At 68.8% G+C, this 19,819-nt stretch carries 14 protein-coding genes; 6 read left to right on the top strand and 8 right to left on the bottom strand.

Annotated elements, in window-relative coordinates; translation table 11 throughout:
* Window positions 1–3 precede the first annotated feature (3 nt).
* Both BTE28158_RS08490 and BTE28158_RS08485 read right to left on the bottom strand, forming a co-directional pair.
* Window positions 4–1,695, bottom strand: coding sequence for a bifunctional protein tyrosine phosphatase family protein/NAD(P)/FAD-dependent oxidoreductase (locus BTE28158_RS08490; RefSeq protein ID WP_151051163.1), 1,692 nt, complete (start codon window positions 1,693–1,695; stop codon window positions 4–6).
* Between the two features lie 29 nt (window positions 1,696–1,724).
* Window positions 1,725–2,609 carry an MBL fold metallo-hydrolase gene (locus tag BTE28158_RS08485; protein WP_151051160.1) on the bottom strand — a complete coding sequence of 295 codons (885 nt, stop codon included), beginning with the start codon at window positions 2,607–2,609 and terminating at the stop codon, window positions 1,725–1,727.
* A 249-nt stretch (window positions 2,610–2,858) separates the two neighbouring features.
* Here BTE28158_RS08485 and BTE28158_RS08480 point away from each other — a divergent pair, with 249 nt between their 5' ends.
* The gene (locus BTE28158_RS08480) at window positions 2,859–4,256 is read left to right on the top strand and encodes a sigma-54 interaction domain-containing protein (protein WP_151051158.1); all 1,398 of its coding nucleotides are present in this window, start codon (window positions 2,859–2,861) and stop codon (window positions 4,254–4,256) included.
* 68 nt (window positions 4,257–4,324) lie between these two features.
* Here the strand turns inward: BTE28158_RS08480 and BTE28158_RS08475 are convergent, their stop codons facing one another.
* From BTE28158_RS08475 to BTE28158_RS08460, 4 genes are all read right to left on the bottom strand, one after another.
* Window positions 4,325–5,353, bottom strand: coding sequence for a MerR family transcriptional regulator (locus tag BTE28158_RS08475; RefSeq protein WP_151051156.1), 1,029 nt, complete (start codon window positions 5,351–5,353; stop codon window positions 4,325–4,327).
* A gap of 124 nt (window positions 5,354–5,477) precedes the next feature.
* Entirely contained in the window at window positions 5,478–7,076 is a 1,599-nt protein-coding gene (locus BTE28158_RS08470) for an efflux transporter outer membrane subunit (protein ID WP_174919803.1), read from the bottom strand.
* Window positions 7,077–7,078: 2 nt separating this feature from the next.
* Entirely contained in the window at window positions 7,079–10,228 is a 3,150-nt protein-coding gene (locus tag BTE28158_RS08465) for an efflux RND transporter permease subunit (protein WP_151052302.1), read from the bottom strand.
* Complete coding sequence (locus BTE28158_RS08460; protein ID WP_174919801.1) at window positions 10,225–11,334, bottom strand: efflux RND transporter periplasmic adaptor subunit; 1,110 nt, start codon at window positions 11,332–11,334, stop codon at window positions 10,225–10,227. Before BTE28158_RS08460 ends, BTE28158_RS08465 begins: the two co-directional genes overlap by 4 nt.
* Before the next feature lie 191 nt (window positions 11,335–11,525).
* Here BTE28158_RS08460 and BTE28158_RS08455 point away from each other — a divergent pair, with 191 nt between their 5' ends.
* On the top strand, window positions 11,526–12,146 hold the full coding sequence (locus BTE28158_RS08455; RefSeq protein ID WP_059606875.1) for a TetR/AcrR family transcriptional regulator: 621 nt from the start codon (window positions 11,526–11,528) through the stop codon (window positions 12,144–12,146).
* A gap of 81 nt (window positions 12,147–12,227) precedes the next feature.
* On the opposite strand, the gene BTE28158_RS08450 is transcribed toward BTE28158_RS08455, so the two are convergent.
* Both BTE28158_RS08450 and BTE28158_RS08445 read right to left on the bottom strand, forming a co-directional pair.
* Window positions 12,228–13,961, bottom strand: a complete 1,734-nt coding sequence (locus tag BTE28158_RS08450) for a ClcB-like voltage-gated chloride channel protein (protein ID WP_203249521.1) — start codon at window positions 13,959–13,961, stop codon at window positions 12,228–12,230.
* Between the two features lie 115 nt (window positions 13,962–14,076).
* Complete coding sequence (locus tag BTE28158_RS08445; RefSeq protein WP_124629423.1) at window positions 14,077–15,153, bottom strand: YeiH family protein; 1,077 nt, start codon at window positions 15,151–15,153, stop codon at window positions 14,077–14,079.
* A 111-nt stretch (window positions 15,154–15,264) separates the two neighbouring features.
* Here BTE28158_RS08445 and BTE28158_RS08440 point away from each other — a divergent pair, with 111 nt between their 5' ends.
* From BTE28158_RS08440 to BTE28158_RS08425, 4 genes are all read left to right on the top strand, one after another.
* Entirely contained in the window at window positions 15,265–16,158 is an 894-nt protein-coding gene (locus tag BTE28158_RS08440) for a LysR family transcriptional regulator (RefSeq protein WP_151051651.1), read from the top strand.
* 153 nt (window positions 16,159–16,311) lie between these two features.
* The gene (locus tag BTE28158_RS08435) at window positions 16,312–17,076 is read left to right on the top strand and encodes a TIM barrel protein (RefSeq protein WP_151051653.1); all 765 of its coding nucleotides are present in this window, start codon (window positions 16,312–16,314) and stop codon (window positions 17,074–17,076) included.
* 28 nt (window positions 17,077–17,104) lie between these two features.
* Window positions 17,105–18,097: a sugar kinase gene (locus BTE28158_RS08430; protein WP_151051655.1), complete on the top strand. Its 993-nt coding sequence runs from the start codon at window positions 17,105–17,107 to the stop codon at window positions 18,095–18,097.
* 439 nt (window positions 18,098–18,536) lie between these two features.
* Entirely contained in the window at window positions 18,537–19,817 is a 1,281-nt protein-coding gene (locus tag BTE28158_RS08425) for an MFS transporter (protein ID WP_059606864.1), read from the top strand.
* Window positions 19,818–19,819 lie beyond the last annotated feature (2 nt).

The following is a 19,819-nucleotide window of genomic DNA, read 5'->3' as shown; positions in this document are numbered from 1 at the left end:
CGGTCAACGTGCGATCGCGGGCTTCGCGAGCCATTCGCGGCCCTTGAGCATCGCCTTCCAGTAGAGCGGCGGCAGCAGGCGCTCCTTGAGCAGCCACGCGAGCCGGGACGGACGCCGGCCGTCGATCAGCCACGCGGGGAACGTCGGCGCGACCTTGCCGCCGTACAGGAATTCGGCGAGCACGATCTTGCCGCGCTCGACGGTGAGCGGGCACGACCCGTAGCCGTCGTACGCGGCGTCGCCGTGCGCGCGGCCCAGAGACGCGAGCACATTGTGCGCGACGACCGGCGCCTGCTTGCGCGCGGCCGCGGCGGTCTTCGCGTTGGTCGTGTTGGTGACGTCGCCGAGCGCGAAGATGTCCGCGAACTGCTTGTGCCGCAGCGTCGCCGGATCGACGTCGATCCAGCCGGCTGCATCGGCGAGCGGGCTCGCGCGCACGAAATCGGGCGCCTTCTGCGGCGGCACGACGTGGATCATGTCGAACGCGCGTTCGACGGTTTCCGTGCCGCCGTCGGGCAAGGTGCGCCGGAACGTCGCGCGCCGCGCGGGCCCGTTGATCGCGACGAGGTTGTGGCCGAACGACAGCGCGATGTCGTAGCTTTTCACGTACTCCATCAGCGCGGGCACGTAGTCGGCGACCCCGAACAGCGCGGCGCCCGCATTCAGGAACTCGACGTTCGCGGCGCCCAGGCGGCCCGCGCGCCGCCAGTGATCGCACGACAGGTACATCGCCTTCTGCGGCGCGCCGGCGCACTTGATCGGCATCGGCGGCTGCGTGAACAGCGCGTTGCCGCCGCGGAACGCCTGCACCAGTTCCCACGTGTACGGCGCGAGGTCGTAGCGATAGTTCGACGTGACACCGTTGCGGCCGAGCGTTTCCGCGAGGCCGTCGATCGCGTGCCAGTCGAGCTTGAGCCCCGGGCACACAACAAGCTTGCGGTAGCCGATACGCCGGCAACCGTCGAGCACCACCGTGTGCGCGTCGGGCTCGAAGCCGGCGACGGCGGCCTGGATCCATTTCACGCCGCGCGGCAGCAGGTCGACGATCCGGCGCGCGGTCGTGTCGGGCCGGAACACGCCCGCGCCGACCATCGTCCAGCCGGGCTGGTAGTAGTGCGTATCGGCCGGGTCGATCACCGCGATATCGAGCGATGCGTCGCGCGCAAGCAGGCTCGACGCGACCGCGACACCGGCCGCACCCGCGCCGACGATCACGATGTCGTGCCGCGCGTCGATGGCTGGCGCGGCCTGGCGGTCGTCCTGCGCGAGTCCTTGCGAGGCACCTCGTGTGAGGCGCGGCGCGAGCGCGCCGAGGTCATAACCGGCCGCGGCGGCGATCGCGACGATGTCGCCGGCCGGACGCCTGTCGGCCTGCGACAGCGCCCACAGCGTCGCCGAACGCGTGCCGCTGCGGCAGTATGCGAGTACCGGGCCGGCGAGCGACGCGACGAGCGCGTCGAACTGCCTGGCCTGATCGTCGGTGACCTTGCCGGTATCGACCGGAAGGTAATGGACGGCGATGCCGAGCGGCGCAGCGGCGGCGCGAATCTCGTCGACGGTCGGCTGGTCCGCGCCTTCGCCGTCCGGGCGGTTGCAGACGATCGTGCGGATGCCGGCCGCGCGGAGCGCGGGCAGGTCGTTCGCGGCGATCTGGGGCGAGACCGACAGCAGGTCGGTCAGCGTGCGGATGGTCATGTCGGGGGGTCTCCGGTCGGGGCGGCGGCTCAGATCGCGTCGAGCGGGATCTTCAGGTAACGCACGCCATTGTTTTCGGGCTCGGGCAGGTGGCCGGCGCGCATGTTGACCTGCACGGACGGCAGCATCAGCACGGGCATGTCGAGCGTCGCGTCGCGCGCGGTGCGCATGGCGACAAAATCGTCCTCGGTCACGCCGTCCTTCACGTGTACGTTCGCGCGGCGCTGCTCGGCCACGGTCGTCACGAACTGCACATCGCGGCCGCCCGGCTGGTAGTCGTGGCACAGGTACAGACGCGTGTCGGGCGGCAGGGCGAGCACGCGCGCGATCGAGCGGTACAGCGTGCGTGCGTCGCCGCCCGGGAAATCGCAGCGGGCGGTGCCGTAGTCGGGCATGAACAGCGTGTCGCCGACGAACGCGGCACGCTGCGTCGCGTCGTCGATGCAGTAGGTCAGGCACGCGGGCGTGTGGCCCGGCGTGTGCAGCGCGCGGATCGTCAGCCCGCCGAGCGCAAGCGTGTCATCGTCGTCGAGCAGGCGATCGAACTGGCTGCCGTCCTGCGCGAAGCCCGGGCCGGCGTTGAACAGCGAGCCGAACACGTGCTGCACGCGGCACACGTGCGAGCCGATCGCGATCTGCCCGCCGACATGCGCCTTCAGGTACGGCGCGGCCGACAGATGGTCGGCGTGCACGTGCGTTTCCAGCAGCCAGTGCACGGTCGCACCGAGTTCTGCGACGCGGGCGATCAGCCGGTCGGCGCTGGCGGTGCGCGTGCGGCCGGATTTCGGGTCGTAGTCGAGCACGCTGTCGATCAGCGCGCACGCGCGGCTCGCGGTGTCGAGCAACAGGTAGCTGACGGTATGGGTCGCCGGGTCGAAAAAACCTTCGACCGACAGCTTGGGGGCATGGCTCACGGGATGTCCTCGATCGGGTTCTGCATCGGCAATCGGGGATTACATTCACAAGAAGCATGCCAGCTCGCGCCGCGATGCCGGACGATGTGGCAGGTACTTGATTCGGCTCGGATTTCTGGCCTGATCGCGGTGCGCCGCGAGCACCGCCTGCGGGGCGTCGTTGATGTCGACTGCCATATTTGGCAGTGTTATGGCAGAATTGGCAGTCGGTCTGTCAGTCTGACTGCCCATCCGTTCACGAGCGTTCTCATGAATCCGCACGACACCATTCCGATCGTTCCCGCGCCGTCGCGCGACGTCATGCCCGACGTGCGTGCGCTCGTCGCGTATCTTGAGCACGACCCGCAGCCGATGATCGTCGTCGATCCCGACTACCGCATCCTCGCGGCGAACGATGCGTACCGGCGCCAGTTCGGCGTGGCGGGTGTCGAGCACGTCGGCCGGCGCTGCTTCCAGGTCTCGCATCACTACGACGTGCCGTGCGACCAGGCCGGCGAGCATTGCCCGATGAAGCAGGCACTCGAGTCGCGCAGCCTGAACCGCGTGTTGCACATTCACCATACGCCGCGCGGCCCCGAGCACGTCGACGTGGAGTTGCGGCCGATCTTCGACGCGCGCGGCGACGTGATCGCGTACGTCGAGCGGCTGACGACGGTGCGCAGCGCGTCCGCGCAGCCGAGCGCGGAAGGGCTCGTCGGCGGCGCCGATGCGTTCAATGCGGCACTCGGCGCACTGCAGCGCGTTGCGCCGTCGATGCTGCCCGTGCTGCTGCTCGGCGAATCGGGTACCGGCAAGGAGCTGTTCGCGCGGGCGCTGCACGAGGCGAGCGAACGTGCGATGGGGCCGTTCGTGGTCGTCGACTGTTCGGGTATCGCCGAAACGCTGTTCGAGAGCGAACTGTTCGGCTACGAGAAGGGGGCGTTTACCGGCGCCAACCAGCGCAAGCCGGGCCTCGTCGAGACCGCGCAGGGCGGCACGCTGTTTCTCGACGAGATCGGCGACGTGCCGCTGCCGATGCAGGTGAAGCTGCTGCGGCTGATCGAGTCGGGGACGTTCCGGCGCGTCGGCGGTGTCGAGGCGCTGCGCGCGGATTTCCGGCTCGTCGCGGCGACGCACAAGCCGCTGCGCGAGATGATCGACGATGGCCGGTTCCGGCAAGATCTCTACTACCGGATCAACGCGTTTCCGATTCCGCTGCCGCCGCTGCGCGAGCGGCGCGGCGACGTCGCGCTGCTGGCCGAATCGATCCTGCGGCGCATCGCGAACGCGCGTGCCGGCGCGGGCGATGCGAGCGCGCGACCGTTCGCGGCCCGGCCGTTCGTGCTGAGCGAGCAGGCGCGTGCGTGCCTCGACGCGTATGCATGGCCGGGCAATATCCGCGAGCTGCGCAACGTGCTGGAACGTGCATGCCTGTTCGCGGACGACGGGACGATCCGCGTCGAACATCTGCCGGCCGAACTGGTCGCGGCGTCGGCCACACCGCACGCGCATGCGGCGGACACGCGCGGCGTGTCGGATGCGGAACTCGTGCGGATTGCGGGCACGTTCGACGGTACGCGCAAGCAGCTAGCCGAGCACGTCGGGATGAGCGAGCGCACGCTGTACCGGCGGATGAAGGCGCTCGGGCTCAGGGTACGCGACCGGTGAGCGAGAGCCGGACCGCTCGCGCGGGCAGCGCATGAAATCGACATGCACCGCCCGCGGGCGCTACGCCATCAACGCGCCGGCGCCAACTGGGCCATTGCCTCGCGGATGAAAGCGAGCAGCGTGTCGTCGACCCACGAATCCTTCGTCAGCGCCGGCTCGGTCATCATCGCATCCCGGAATTTCGCGTGCGTGGCCGGGTCGTTGCCCGCATAGCTGCGGAACAGGTCGAGCCAGCGTTGCGCGAGTGCGCGGCCTTCCGGCGAATCGGGCCTTGCGCCCGCATCGATCGCGTCGCGCACGTCGCCCATCAGTTGCGGCCATTCCATCGCGCGTGCGCCGTAGTGTGCCCGCATGAAGCGGATCTCGTCCGGCGCGAGATACTTCTCGAAGATCCGCATCTTCGTTTCGGCGGTCGCGCGCAGCACATAGTCGCGCAGCGCGGTCGAAATGCCGATCTTCGACTGCATCGCCGGTTCGCGCTCGTGCATCAGGTTCAGTTTCGCGAGCAGCCGCGGATCGTTGTTCGTGTCGCGCACGAGCATTGTCATCCAGCGGCCGGCGAGTGCACGGACGCGCTCGTCCTCGGGCGGCACGCCCGCGTCGTGCAGCGCGCGCACGTCGGCGACGAGCGCGATCCATTCGGCGTCGCCCGCCTGGCTCTTGCGGTACATCGGCAGGCGCGCGAGTTCTTCCTCGGAAAAGTATTTGTCGTACACGGTCATCAACTCCAGTGTGGTGAGCCAATCGGCCAGTTCCGGCTCGGTGCCCGCGGCGAGTTGCGCGTGCAGGTGCACGAGCCGCTCGCGCAGCTGCGCGGCCTGCGCGAGCTGGTGGTCGAGCAACGCGATCTGCTTCGCGACGATCTCGACGAGCGGGGTGCCGGGCTGGTTCAGGTAGTCGCCGATTTCGGCGAGCGACAGTCCGAAGCGACGCAGGGCCTGGATCTGGTGGAGCCGGGCGATGTCGTCGCGGTCGTACAGCCGGTAGCCGTTGTCGGCACGCGCCGAAGGCTTCAGGAGGCCGATCGCGTGATAGTGATGAAGCGTGCGGACGGTCAGGCCGCTGCGTTTCGCCAGTTCTCCCACTTTCAGCCGCATGGTGTCCTCCGTTCGGTGCGCACGCTGGAGTCTCGAACGTTACGCTACGTGAGGGTCAAGCGGAAGATCGCGGATCGGCGCGCGGGGTGGTCCCGCGCGCCGTGCGTCCCGGGCAAGGGGCGCGCTATTGTGGCGACGGCGGTGACGGCGGCGCGTCGGGCGTGGCCGCGCGTGCCTGGGCGGCGAGGGCGCCTTGGCCCTCGTTGCCGGCGCGGCCTGCCGTGTCGACGTTCCCGGCCGTCGCTGCGTTGCCGGTCGGTTCGACCGGCGGCGTGCCCATTGCCTGATAGAGCCGCGCGGTATCCGCGAGCCGTGCGCCGGTCGCGCGAATTTCGTCGAGCCGCGCGTTGCGGTACTGCAGCTCGCTCGCGCGCGCGGCCGATGGCGGCAACGCGCCGAGCCGCACGCGGGCGGCCGCGTCGTCGTACGCGCCGCGTGCGGACAGCGCGGCCCGCGACGACGCATCAAGCGCCTCCGCATCGTGCTCGAGCGCGGCGAGCGAATCGGCGACGTTCTGGAACGCGCTCAGCACGGTCTGCCTGTACTGGTCGACCGCGGCCTCGTAGGTCGCCTTCGCCGCACGCCGCTGCGCGAGCAGCGCGCCACCGTGGAACAGCGGCTGGCTCAGCGACGCGCCGACGTTCCAGATCGCGCCGGCACCCGACAGCATCGTCGGCCAGCTGAAGCCGCCTTTGCCCATGGCCGCCGACAGCGACAGCTGCGGGAACAGCTGCGCGGTCGCGACGCCGACTTCGGCGGCGGCCGCCTTCAGCCCCGCGTCGGCGGCCTGGATGTCGGGGCGACTTTGCAGCAGGTCCGACGGCACGACCACGGGCACCTGCGCGGGCAGGTTCAGGTCGGCGAGCGTGAGGTCGGCGGGCGGCCGGTCGGGCGTGCGGCCGACCAGCACCGCCAGCGCATGGCGCGCCGAGTCGCGCTGCTGGCGCAGCGCGGGCAGGCTCGCGGCGAAGGTGTCCGCGCTTTGCTGCGCGCTCAGCGCGTCGCTGTGCGACGCCGAGCCGAGCGCGTAGCGGCGTTGCGCGTCGTGGGCCTGGTCGTTCGCGAGCGCGACGAGACGTTCGGTCGTCGCGATCTGCGCATTGAGCACCGACACCGTGATCGACGCCGTGACGATGTTTGCGGCGAGTGCCCGGCGCGCCGATTCGAGCTGGAACGCGCTGACGTCGACGCGTTTCGCGAGCGCGCGGTTCGCGAAGCGCGCCGCGCCGAACAGGTCGATCGTGTAGCTCGCCTGCAGTTGCCCGACGAACGTGTCGTACAGCAGCGTCGGCGCGCCGAGCGCGGGGATCGGCACGCCGAGCGCGCGCTGGCGCGTGGCCTGGCCGCCCGCGTCGATCGACGGCAGCATCGAGCTGCCGATCTGTCCGCGCAGCTGCTCGCGCGCGGCATCCAGCGAATGCGACGCCGCGCTGAGCGTCGGGCTGTTGCGCAGGCCTTCGTCGACGAGCGCGTTCAGCGCCTCGGAGCGGTACTGCTTCCACCAGTCGGGCACGGGCTGCGCGCCGACTTCGAACTGTTGCGCGACGCCTTGCGCGGCGACGGTCTGCTGCACTTGCGGCACGGTGCCGTAGTGCGCGGGCGACGGCATCGCGGGCGGCTCGCCGCTCGGCGCGAACCACGCGCAGCCCGCGAGCGGGCCGGCGAGGCTCGCCACGGCAAACGCACGCATGGCTTTCGTTTTCAGGTTCATCGATCCATCCATGGTCAGGCTCCCGACGGCGCGGCCGGTGCGCTGCCGCCTGGCGGCGGGCCGTCGCGCGGGTCGCGTTCGTCGCGCTTCACCCGGAACCACGCGGCGTACAGCGCGGGCAGGTAGAACAGGGTCAGCACGGTCGCGCTCGTGATCCCGCCCATCAGCGCGGTCGCCATCGGCCCGAAGAAGTTCGAGCGCAACAGCGGAATGAGTGCGAGCACGGCGGCCGCGGCCGTGAGCGTGATCGGACGGAAGCGCCGCACGGTCGCACCGACGATCGCGTCGAAGCGTCCGTGGCCGGCCGCGATGTCCTGCTCGATCTGATCGACGAGAATCACCGAGTTGCGCATGATGATCCCGAACATCGCGATCACGCCCAGCATCGCGACGAAGCCGAACGGCTGGCCGAACAGCAGCAGCGTGCCGACCACGCCGATCAGCCCGAGCGGTGCGGTCAGCACGACCATCAGCACGCGCGAGAAGCTCTGCAGCTGGATCATCAGCAACGTGAACACCGCGATCGCCATCAGCGGCATCTGCGCGTTGATCGACGCCTGCGCCTTCGCGCTTTCCTCGACCGATCCGCCGATGTTGATCTGGTAGCCGACCGGCAGTTGCGCGCGCAACGCATTCAGCTTGCCGTCGATCGCATGCGTGACGTCGATGCCTTGCGCGCCGGCGCGTACGTCGGACTGCACGGTAATGGTCGGCTGGCGATCGCGTTCCCACACCACGCCGTATTCGAGCGTGGGCGTGAAGCGGCCGAGCGAGCCGAGCGGCACGGGGCCGTTCGGCGTCGGCATCGCCAGGCCCGCGAGCTTCGCGGGGTCGACGCGATCGGGGCGCGGCGCACGCAGGTCGACCGCGATCAGCTTGTCGCGTTCGCGATACTGCGTGACGGTCGTGCCGGACAGCGTCATCGCGAGGAAGCTCGACACGTCCTGCGACGTGACGTTCAGCTCGCGCGCCTTCTTCTGGTCGAGCTCGAAGCGCACCGAGCGCTCGGCCGGCTCATCCCAGTCGAACTGCACGTTCACCGTGCGTGCGTCGCCGCGCATCGTCGCCGCGACCTTCTCGGCGATCGAGCGTACTGTCGCGATGTCGTCGCCGCTCACGCGGAACTGCACGGGGTAGCCGACTGGCGGCCCGTTCTCGAGCCGCGACAGGCGCCAGCGCACGGCCGGGAACTGGTCGCGCAGCGTGGTTTCGAGCCAGGTGGCGAGCTTCTCGCGATCCTTGACCGATTTCGCGGTGACGACGAACTGCGCGAAGTTCGGCAACTGCAGCTGCTGGTCGAGCGGCAGGTAGAAGCGCGGCGCGCCGCTGCCGACGAAATTCACCGAATGGTCGATCTCGGGCCGCTTGTCGAGCACCTTTTCGAGGCGTTCGGTCTCGCGCAGCGTCGCCGCGAACGACGCACCCTCGGGCAGCCGCAGGTCGACCAGCAGCTCGGGGCGATCGGAGCTCGGGAAGAACTGCTGCGGCACGAGCGAGAAACCCATCAGCGCGACGACGAAGAGCGCGCCGGTGATCAGCAGCACGACGAAGCGGCGCTCGATGCACCAGTCGATCCAGCCGCGCAAGCGCGTGTAGAAGCGCGTGTCGTAGATGTCGTGCTCGTGATCGTCCGGCAGGTGAGCTTCGTGCGCGTGCTTCTTGCGTTCGGGCAGCAGGTGATAGCCGAGCAGCGGAATCAGCACGACGGCCGCGAACCACGACGCGATCAGCGCGATCGCCGACACCTCGAAGATCGAGCGCGTGTACTCCCCGGTGCTCGATTTCGCGAGCGCGATCGGCAGGAAGCCCGACACCGTGACGAGCGTGCCGGTCAGCATCGGGAACGCGGTGCTCGTGTACGCGAACGCGGCGGCGCGCGCACGGCTGTAGCCCTGTTCGAGCTTCACGGCCATCATCTCGACGGCGATGATCGCGTCGTCGACGAGCAGCCCGAGCGCGAGCACGAGCGTGCCGAGCGACACCTTGTGCAGCCCGATGTCGAACAGGTACATGAAGAGTGCGGTCACCGCGAGCACGACCGGGATCGAGATCACGACGACCATCCCGGTGCGCAGGCCGAGCGACACGAGGCTCACGACCAGCACGATCGCAACGGCTTCGGCAACCGCTTCGAGGAAGTCGTCGACCGAATGCGCCACCGCATGCGGCATGCTCGACACCAGCGTCAGCTTGAGGCCGGCCGGCAGTTGCGCCTGCAGGTCCTTCGATTGGGCGTCGAGCGCCTTGCCGAGCCGGATCACGTCGCCGCCCGGCTGCATCGTCACGCCGATGCCGAGCACGGCATGGCCTTTCGCGCGCATCTGCGTGACGGGCGGATCGTCGTAGCCGCGCTTCACGGTGGCGAGATCGCCGAGCCGGAACGTGCGGCCGTTGATGCGGATCAGCGTGTCGGCGATCGCGGCGACGTTGTCGAACTGGCCGCTCGGCCGCACGAACACGCGATCGTCGGCGGTCGTGAGCACGCCGGCAGACGAGATGTCGTTCTGCGCGTTGATCGCCTGCCCGAGCTGCTGCGGCGAGATGCCGAGACGCGTGAGCTGCGTGTTGTCGGCCTCGATGAAGATCCGCTGGTCGGGGTCGCCGAAGTAGTCGACCTTGCCGACGCCCGGCACGCGCAGCAGCACCGTGCGCAGTTGGTCCGCATAGTCGTGGAGTTGCGCGGGCGTGAAGCCGTCGCCTTCGAGCGTCCAGATGTTGGTGTAGACGTCGCCGAACTCGTCGTTGAAGAACGGGCCCTGTACGCCTGGCGGCAGCGTATAGCCGATGTCGCCGACCTTCTTGCGGATCTGGTACCAGGTCTCGGGCACGTCCTTCACGGGCGCCGAGTCCTTCATCGTGAAGAAAATCAGCGATTCGCCGGGCCGCGAATAGCTGCGCAGGAAGTCGATGGCCGGCGTTTCCTGCAGCTTGCGGCCGATCCGGTCGGTGACCTGTTCCTGAACCTGCCGCGCGCTCGCGCCGGGCCAGAACGTGCGGATCACCATCACGCGGAACGTGAACGGCGGGTCTTCGGATTGTGCGAGCCGCGTGTACGCGAGGATGCCCGCGAGCGTCGCGAGCGCGATCAGGTAGACGACCAGCGCCTGGTGGCGCAGCGCCCATGCCGACAGGTTGAACCGACCTTCTTCGCGGGGGCCGCTCATGACGCGAAGTCCTCCGGATGCAGCGGTGCGATCGGCCGCACCTTCTCGCCCGCGCTGACCGTATGCACGCCTTGCAGCACGACGCGCTCGCCAGGCTGCAGCCCGCTCGACACGGTGACGGTGCGTTCGTTGAAGCGCGCGACGTCGACGCGACGCAGTTCGAGCGTGTCGTCCTTCGTGCGCACGACCCACACGGCCGGATGCGGGCCGTCGTGGAACAGCGCGGTCGCGGGCAGCGTGATGCTCGGCGCGTTGCCGGCAGCCGGCGCGCCGTCGAACGCGACGTTTGCGGTCATTCCGAGGCGCACGGCCGGATCGGGGGCGGCGAGCGTGAGCTTCACGCGGTAAGTGCGGCTTTGCGGATCGGCGGCCGGCGCGATTTCGCGAACCTTCGCGGCGAACTGCCGGCCCGGCAGCGACGGCAGCGTGACGCTCGCCGCGTGGCCGGGCGTGAGCGATGCGAGCGCGGCTTCGGGCACGTCGCTGACGACATCGACGTCGCCCGACCACGCGAGCTGGTAGACGGCCTGGCCGGCGGAAACGTTCTGGCCGGTGTCGGCCTGTTCGGCGGTGATGGTGCCCGCGTGATCGGCGACGAGCGTCGCATAGCGGAGCTGGTTCTTCGCGAGCGCGAGTTGCTGCTGCGCCTGGTCGCGCTGCGCGAGCGCCGACGTGTAGCTGTTCTGGGTCTGTTCGAGCTGCGCGGTCGCGATCAGGTTCTCGCGCGCTTGCGCGCGATCGCGGTCGAGCTGCTGCTTCGCGAACGCGAGGCTGTGCGATGCGGCATCGAGCTGCGCCTGCGCGCTCGCGGCGTTCTTCTCGACGTCGGACGGATCGAGCAGCGCGACGACCTGGCCGGCCTTGACCGTATCGCCGAGCCGCACCTTGCGTTCGACGATCTTGCCCGTGATGCGGAACGATAGCGGCGTCGCGTAACGCGGCTGGATCTCGCCGGGCAGCGTGGCGGCAGCCGCGGCGCCGTCGGCGTGCGCAGGCAGCGCGACGACCGGGCGCGGCGCCGGCGGCGCGGCTTCCTTCGGGTGGCAGGCGGCGAGGACGAGCGCGGTGCCGATCAGCAGCACGGCGCGGGAACCGGAGCGATTCACGAAACCCCCAGATGAGGTGAGAGCAGAACGAAGCCGGCAAGCGCGGCGGGCGCTTGCCCCGAGTGGCGCCGGCCCGGCGCCCACGAACACAGCCGAACAAGGTCGTTCGGAAACTGTGGCGGATTCTAATACACACCTGTATCTGAATGCAAAGATGAATCCGAAAGGGAGTTGGTGCTAGACTGCGCGCCATGAAACCACAGCGCTTAACTCGCGAGCAGAGCAGGGACCAGACGCGCGAACGTCTGCTGAATGCCGCGCATCGGATTTTTCTGAAGAAAGGCTATGTCGCCGCGAGCGTCGAGGACATCGCGGCGGCGGCCGGCTATACGCGCGGCGCGTTTTATTCGAATTTCCGCAGCAAGTCGGAACTGCTGCTCGAACTGCTCGAGCGCGACCATGATTCGGTGCGGGCCGATTTCGAGGCGATCTTCGAGGTAGGCGGCCCGCGCGAGCAGATGGAGTCGATGGCGCTCGCGTACTACCGCACGCTGTTTCGCGACGACGAATATTCGCTGCTGTGGGGCGAGGCGAAGCTGCAGGCGGCGCGCGACGCGAAGTTTCGCGTGCGCTTCAACCAGTTCCTGCATGGCAAGCGGCTGCAGATGGCCGAATTCATCCAGCGCTTCGCCGAGCGCGCGGGTACGCCGCTGCTGCTGCCGGCCGAGACGCTCGCGTTCGGGCTGATGTGCCTGTGCGACGGCGTGCAGTCGTACTATACGGCCGATCCGCAGCACGTGTCGGGCGACGTGGCCGAATCGGTGCTCGCGGGGTTTTTCGCACGGGTCGTGCTGGGGCGCGCGCCGGACTGAACGATCCGGCAGTCGGTCGGCGCCGACGGCGCCGCGAGCGAGGATGCGGCGCGCCGTATCGCGCGCCGCACCCCGTATCTGTCAGCGCTCGCCGGTCATTCGCCGATACGCGTCGAGCAGCGATGTCTTGTAGACGACACCGGCGAGCGTCGGCTCGGCCTCGCTTTCAATCACCGGCAGCCGTTCGCCCTGGAACGTCATGAAGCGTTCGAGCGCGGTCGCGAGCGGCATGTCGGGCGTGAGCAGCGGAAACGGCGTATGCGCGTAGTGCGCGGCCGTCTTGTCGGTCGTGTCGCGCTTGTCGAGCAGGTCGGACGTGATGTCCTTCAATGCGACCGCGCCGCGGAAGCGCCCGGCGTCGTCGGTCACGTACAGGTACTTCACCGGATACTCGAGAAACACGCGCGTCATGTCGGCAACGCTCGCGGTGAGCGGCACGACCGTCTGCGCGGGCTGGATCAGCTCGCGCATCTGGGTGGTGCGCAGCCGCAGCCGTTCCTGCGCGTCCTGGTGGTGGCGCAGCGTGATCTCGTACATCGACGTCGTGCCGGTCGCACGCGCGACGAAATACGCGAACACGCATGACACCAGCAGCGGCAGCACGACCTGGTAACTCAGCGTCATCTCGAAGATCATCAGGATCGCCATCAGCGGCGCCTGCGTGGCGCCGGCCATGAACGCCCCCATTCCGACCATCGCATACGCGAAATACGCGGACGTGTGGCCGGGCCACAGCGCGTTCATCGCGAGCCCGAACAGCGAGCCGAACACGGCCCCGACGAACAGCGTCGGCGTGAACACGCCGCCGACCGCGCCCGAGCCGGCCGTCGCGGCGGTCGCGATCACCTTGAACACCAGCACCGCGACGAGCGCCTGCCAGGTCCACGGCGAATGCAGGATCTGGTTCACGACGCTATAGCCGTTGCCCCACACGTCCGGAATCCACACCGAGATCACGCCGACCACGAGGCCGCCGAGCGCGAGCCGCACCGGCAGTGGCACAGGCAGCCGCTTGAACTGGTTCTTCGATGCATCGAGCAGGTGCAGGAACTGCGGCGCGAGCACGCCGCACAGCGCGCCGAGCACGACGAACAGCAGCACCTCGGGGCCCGTCACGGCCGGAAACACCGGCATCTCGTATGGCGGCCGGTAGCCGGCGAATTCCCGCATCACGATGTTCGCGACGACGGATGCGACGACCATCGGCCCGAAGCTCTCCATCGCGATCGTGCCCAGTACGATTTCGGACACGAAGAACGCGCCGGCGATCGGCGCGTTGTACGCGGACGTGATGCCGGCTGCCGCGCCGCACGCGACGAGCAGCCGCAGGCGCGGCGGGTCGAAGTGCACGAAGCGGCCGACCAGCGACGCGGTGAGCGCCGCGAGCTGCACCATCGGGCCTTCGCGGCCGATCGAGCCGCCGCTGCCGATCGTCAGCAGCGACGACACGCTGCGCCACAGGCTCTGCCGCACCGGCACGACGCCGTCGCCGAGCGCGACGGCTTCCATGTAGTCGGTGTTGCCGGATTTCCGGACGCCGCGCGTCGCGAGCAGCAGCACGCAGCCGGCCAGGAAGCCGCCCGCGGCCGGCATCCAGAACCGCACGTACCACGGCAGGCTTCTCGCCATCTGCACGAAGCTGCCGCTGTGTCCGGAGATCAGGCGCTGCATCAGGTCGATGCCTTCGCGAAACGCGATGGTGGCGAAGGCGCCGCCGACGCCGACGATGGCCGACCAGATCAGCATCGTATGGGCGTCCGACAGGCGGAACAGCGTCTGGGCGCGAGTGCGCAGCTTCAGCAGGAACGAGAGCACGGCTGAAAGAGGGTGATGAAGAGGACGAAGGAAAACGACGCGAAGCATAGCACTGCGCCGCGCCCGCGGGACCTTCCCGTCGGGCGCGGCGCGTGTTGCGGCACGGATGCGCGGCTCAGCCAAGCCAGTGCTGCACGGCCCAGGTGATCCCGTAGCCGCCGGCGATCAGCCAGACGTACAGGATCAGGCCGGTGGTCAGGGCCCGCGGGCCGGCCTCGCGGATCTGCGACACGCGGGTCTCGATGCCGAGCGCGGTCATCGCCATCGTCAGCGCGAAGGTGTCGAGCACGTTCAGCGTGTGCGTGACGTCGGCGGGCAGTACGTTCAGCGAATTGACGATCACGAAGCCGAGGAAGCCGAGCGCGAACCACGGCACCGCCACCTTGCGCTTGCCTTGCGCGCCGTCGGCGCGCGCACCGGCCGAGCGTGCGGAGCGGGCGAGCCACCAGCCGAGCGTGAGCAGCACCGGCACCAGCAGCATCACGCGGGTCATCTTCACGATCGTCGCGACGTGCGCGACCTGCGGGCTGATGTCGCTCGCCGCGCCGACCACCTGCGCGACCTCGTGGATCGTGCCGCCGAAGAACAGGCCGAGGCCGGTCGGGTCGAGATTGAGCAGGCCGGCGTGATATGCGAGCGGGTAGAGGAACATCGACAGCGTGCCGAACAGCACCACGCTGCCCACGGCCATCGCGCTCTGATGCGGCTTCGACTGCAGCGTCGACTCGAACGCGAGCACGGCGGCCGCGCCGCAGATCGCGCTGCCGGCGGCGGTCAGGAGCGCCGCGTCGCGATCGAGCTTCATCACCTTCATGCCGACCCAGGTGCCGATCGCGAGCGTGCTCACGACGACCAGCACCGACACCGTCAGGCCCGGCAGGCCGACCTGCGCGATCTCCTGCAGGCTCACGCGCAGGCCGAAGAACGCGACCGCGATGCGCAGCAGCTTGCGCGCTGAAAAGTTGACGCCGGCCGCCCAGCTCGCGGGCATGCCGTCACGCAGGGCGTTGCCGTACAGCGCGCCTGCGACGATGCCGACGATCAGCGGTGACAGGCCGAGCCCGGCGATCGCCGGAAGTTGCGACAGGCTGGTGACGGCGGCGGCGAACAGCGCGACGAACAGAACGCCGTTCAACTGGCCGCGCGTCGACGGAGCGGCGTGGTTGAGATGGGGAGTCGGAGCAGTGGACATGGGGCACCGTGATGAAACAGGTTGCGATGGCCTAATCCTAAATTGGTTATATCGATATGAGAAATTGTGATTTGTGACGTAAACTATCCGGAAAGCCGATAATTAATTCCCATGACCCCGGATCAACTGATAACGTTCGCGGCCGTCGCCGAACACCTGAACATCAGCCGCGCTGCGCTGGCGCTGCATCTGTCGCAGCCGGCCGTGTCGGGCCAGCTGCGCCTGCTGCAGGACGAGTTCGGCGAGCCGCTGTACCAGCGCGAGGGCCGCGGCATCCGCCTGACGCCGGTCGGCGAGCAGCTCGCGCAGTATGCCAAGGCGCAGCGCGACACGTTCGCGCAGGCGCGCGCGTTTCGCGACGCCGTGCGCGGGCTCGAGGCCGGCACGCTGCGGATCGGCGCGAGCACGACGCCCGCCAGCTACCTGCTGCCGTACCTGATCGCGGCGTTCCAGCCGCGCGTGCCGCGGGTGGCGATTCACACGATGAGCGGCAATACGGCCGACGTGGTTGCGGCGCTGGCGTCGCTCGACGTCGCGATGATCGAAGGGCCGCCCGGCGAGGCGCTGCCGCCCGGCACCGCCGTGCATGCGTGGCACGAGGACGAGATCGTCGCGGTCGTGCCGGCCGGACATCCGCTCGCCGCGCCGGAGTACGAAGCCGGCGTCACGCTCGACGCACTCGCCGCGCATCCGCTCGTGTTGCGCGAGGAGGGTTCCGGCGTGCGCCAGCTCGTCGAACGCGCGTTCGCGCATGGCGGCGCGCCGATGCGCGTCGCGTTCGAGATTGCGGGCGTCGAGGCCGTGAAGGAGGCCGTGCGCGCGGGGATGGGCGTCGGATTCGTCTCCGCGATGTCGCTGCGCCACGAGGACGCGGCGCTCGTGCCGCGCTCGCTGGCTCCCGCGCCGCTCACGCGCCATTTCTCGATCCTCGTGCCGCACGGCGCCGCGCCGTCGCGCGTGGCTGCCCAGTTCCTCGACATGTGCATCACGCACGACGAGAAATAGGCGCCGACGCGGGTCCCGGAACGCCGGATGCGCATGCCCAGGCGGGCGGCGGCCCGTCCTAGGGATTTCCTCTATGGCGTGCACCGGACGCGAAGCGCACCATCCGTCTCAAGCAAATGGAACCGGTTCCATTCAAGTGAAAAAAGGGCAGAAATGGCAGACATCGTGATCGTGGCGAGCGCATTCGGGATGGACCGCGTGCGTCAGGAGGGCCACCGTGCATTCATCGCGACCGCGGCCGCATCCGGGGCGACCGGCTTCGAGGTACGGCGCGAGCTGTTCGTATCGGACGACGATGCGACGCCCGGCGCGCTGGCCGCGCTCGGCACGGCACTCGCCACGCACGGGCTCTGGTCGGTCTATTCGACGCCGGCCACGTTGTACACGGAAACCGGGGCGCTCGATGCCGACGCATTGCGCGACACGCTCATGGAAGCCGACGCGCTCGGGGCGCGCTTCGTCAAGTTCCAGCTCGGCGGTTTCGCCGGCGACGCGCATGCGTCCGAGATCGTCGCGCTGTCGCGCGGCGCGCGTGCCCGCGTGGTGGTCGAGAACGGCCAACTGCCGGTGGGTGGCACGCTCGCTCAATTCAGCGGGCTGTTCGCCGCTTTGACCGAAGCGGGCATGCCCGATGCGCTCGGCATGACGTTCGATATCGGCAACTGGCAGTGGCCGGGCGAAGCGCCGCTCGCGTGCGCGCACGCGCTCGCGCCGCATGTGGAATACATTCATTGCAAGGCTGTCGCTGGCGAGGGCGCACGCCGTTTCGCGGTGGCGCCGGCGCCGGGCGACACGCTCGTCACGGGCGTGCTCGCGGCCCTGCCGCAAGCGGCGCCGCGCGGCATCGAATTCCCATTCGATGCCAATGACCTGGCGGGCGATGCCGGCCGGCGCGTGGCGTGGCTCGCCGCCGCGTGACGCAGGAAGGATACGGAGGAATTCATTCATGAAGGCAGTACTCGATGTCGTGACCTACGGTGAAGCGATGGCGATGTTCGTCGCCGCCGAACCCGGCCACCTCGCGCACGCGGCGCAATTCACGAAGCGGATCGCGGGCGCGGACCTGAACGTCGCGATCGGCCTGTCGCGGCTTGGCTTCCGGGTCGGCTGGATGAGCCGGGTGGGCCGTGATTCGTTCGGCGGTTATGTGCTCGACACGCTTGCGCGCGAAGGCATCGACGCATCGTGCGTGACCGTCGATCCGCGCTATCCGACCGGTTTTCAGCTGAAGTCGCGCAATGACGACGGCAGCGACCCGACCGTCGAATATTTCCGCAAGGGCTCGGCCGCGAGCCACCTGTCGTGCGACGACTACGTGGCCGACTACGTACTCGGCGCGCGTCACCTGCACTTGACGGGCGTCGCGCCGGCGATCTCCGCGACGTCCTGCGAACTCGCTTTCCAGCTGGCGCGCGAGATGCGTGCGGCCGGCAAGACGATCTCGTTCGATCCGAACCTGCGCCCGACGCTGTGGCCGTCCGCCGACGTGATGGCGAAGACGCTGAACGCGCTCGCGACGCTCGCCGACTGGGTGCTGCCGGGCCTCGCCGAAGGGCAGCAGCTCACCGGGCACGACACGCCGGCCGATATCGCGGGCTTCTACCTGGCACAGGGTGCGCGCGGCGTAGTGATCAAGCTGGGCGCCGAGGGTGCGTACTTCCGCACGGCCGACGGCCGCGAGGGCGTGGTCGCGGGCGAGCGCGTCGCGAACGTGGTCGACACGGTCGGCGCCGGCGACGGCTTCGCGGTCGGCGTGGTCAGCGCGCTGCTGGAAGGCCGGTCCGTCGAGCACGCGGTCGCGCGCGGCAACCGCATCGGAGCGCTCGCGATCCAGGTGATCGGCGATTCGGAAGGCTTGCCGACCCGCGAGGCACTCGATCGGCTCGAAAACGTCAGCAATCGCGCCGATCGCTTAGAGGAAAGCGTCACCGCGCAATGAGAGGCCGGACACGGCACAATCCGCGGACCCATTTCGTGCTTCGTGCACGGTTTTGCATGAGGCCGGAGCAGGCGCCGATGCGCCGACACCGGTCGATTCCCGAAAGGACGGGACGGGAGTGGGCGCTAAAGCGCCAGCGCCCGTCGACCGCCGCAGGGCAGGAGTAAGCGCTGAAGCGCCAACTCTTGCCAACAGCGGCATGGGACGGGAGTAGGCGCTAAAGCGCGAACTTCCGTCGACCGCCGCAGGGCAGGAGTAAGCGCTGAAGCGCCAACTCCTGCCAACAGCGGCATGGGACGGGAGTAGGCGCTAAAGCGCCAACTCCCGTCGACCGCCGCAGGGGAGGAGTAAGCGCTGAAGCGCTAACTCCTGCCAACAGCGGCATGGGACGGGAGTAGGCGCTAAAGCGCCAACTCCCGTCGACACAGGAGACACACTGATGGCAGCCAATCTCGCAGCACGACGCTGGTGGACGATCATGCCGATCGTCTTCATCACCTACAGCCTCGCTTATCTCGACCGCGCAAACTACGGGTTCGCGGCAGCGGCCGGCATCAACCAGGACCTCGGGATCAGCAAGGGCCTGTCGTCGCTGATCGGCGCGCTGTTCTTCCTCGGCTACTTCTTCTTCCAGATTCCGGGCGCAATCTATGCGGAGCGCCGCAGCGTCAAGAAGCTCGTGTTCGCCAGCCTCGTCCTGTGGGGCGCGTGCGCCGCGCTCACGGGCGTCGTCACCAACATCCCGTCGCTGATGGCGATCCGCTTCATGCTCGGCGTGGTCGAAGCGGCCGTGATGCCGGCGATGCTCATCTATATCAGCAACTGGTTCACGAAGAACGAACGCTCGCGCGCGAACACGTTCCTGATCCTCGGCAATCCGGTCACCGTGCTGTGGATGTCGATCGTGTCAGGCTATCTCGTGCACGAATTCGGCTGGCGCCACATGTTCATCGCCGAAGGCGTGCCGGCCATCATCTGGGCCGTGTGCTGGTGGTTCCTCGTGCAGGACAAGCCAGCCGATTCGCCGTGGCTCAACGCGCAGGAAAAGAGCGACCTCGATGCCGCGCTCGCGGCCGAACAGGCAGCGATCAAGCCCGTGCGCAACTACGGCGAGGCATTCCGTTCGCCAGCGGTGATCAAGCTGTGCGCGCAATACTTCTGCTGGAGCATCGGCGTGTACGGCTTCGTGCTGTGGCTGCCGTCGATCGTCAAGAACGGCTCCGAGCTCGGCATGGTCGCGACCGGATGGCTGTCGGCGCTGCCGTACCTCGCGGCGACGATCGCGATGCTGGTCGCGTCGTGGGCGTCCGACAAGGTCGGTTCGCGTCGCGGCTTCGTGTGGCCGTTCCTGCTGGTCGGCGCGGCCGCGTTCGCCGCGTCGTATGCGCTCGGCTCGTCGCATTTCTGGATCTCGTATGCGCTGCTGGTCGTCGCGGGCGCCGCGATGTACGCGCCGTACGGCCCGTTTTTCGCGATCGTCCCGGAACTGCTGCCGAAGAACGTCGCCGGCGGCGCAATGGCGCTGATCAACAGCATGGGCGCGCTCGGCTCGTTCGTCGGCTCGTATTTCGTCGGCTACCTGAACGGGGCGACCGGGTCGCCCGTCGCATCGTATGCGTTCATGAGCGCCGCGCTCGTGGCCGCGGTGATCCTCACGCTGTCCGTCAAACCCCAGGCGCGCGATGCGCACCCGCTCGCGACGCCGCTGCAAGGAAAATGAAA

The organism is Burkholderia diffusa (assembly GCF_902499115.1).
Lineage (GTDB): Bacteria > Pseudomonadota > Gammaproteobacteria > Burkholderiales > Burkholderiaceae > Burkholderia > Burkholderia diffusa.
This window is presented reverse-complemented; position numbering and strand designations above follow the sequence as displayed.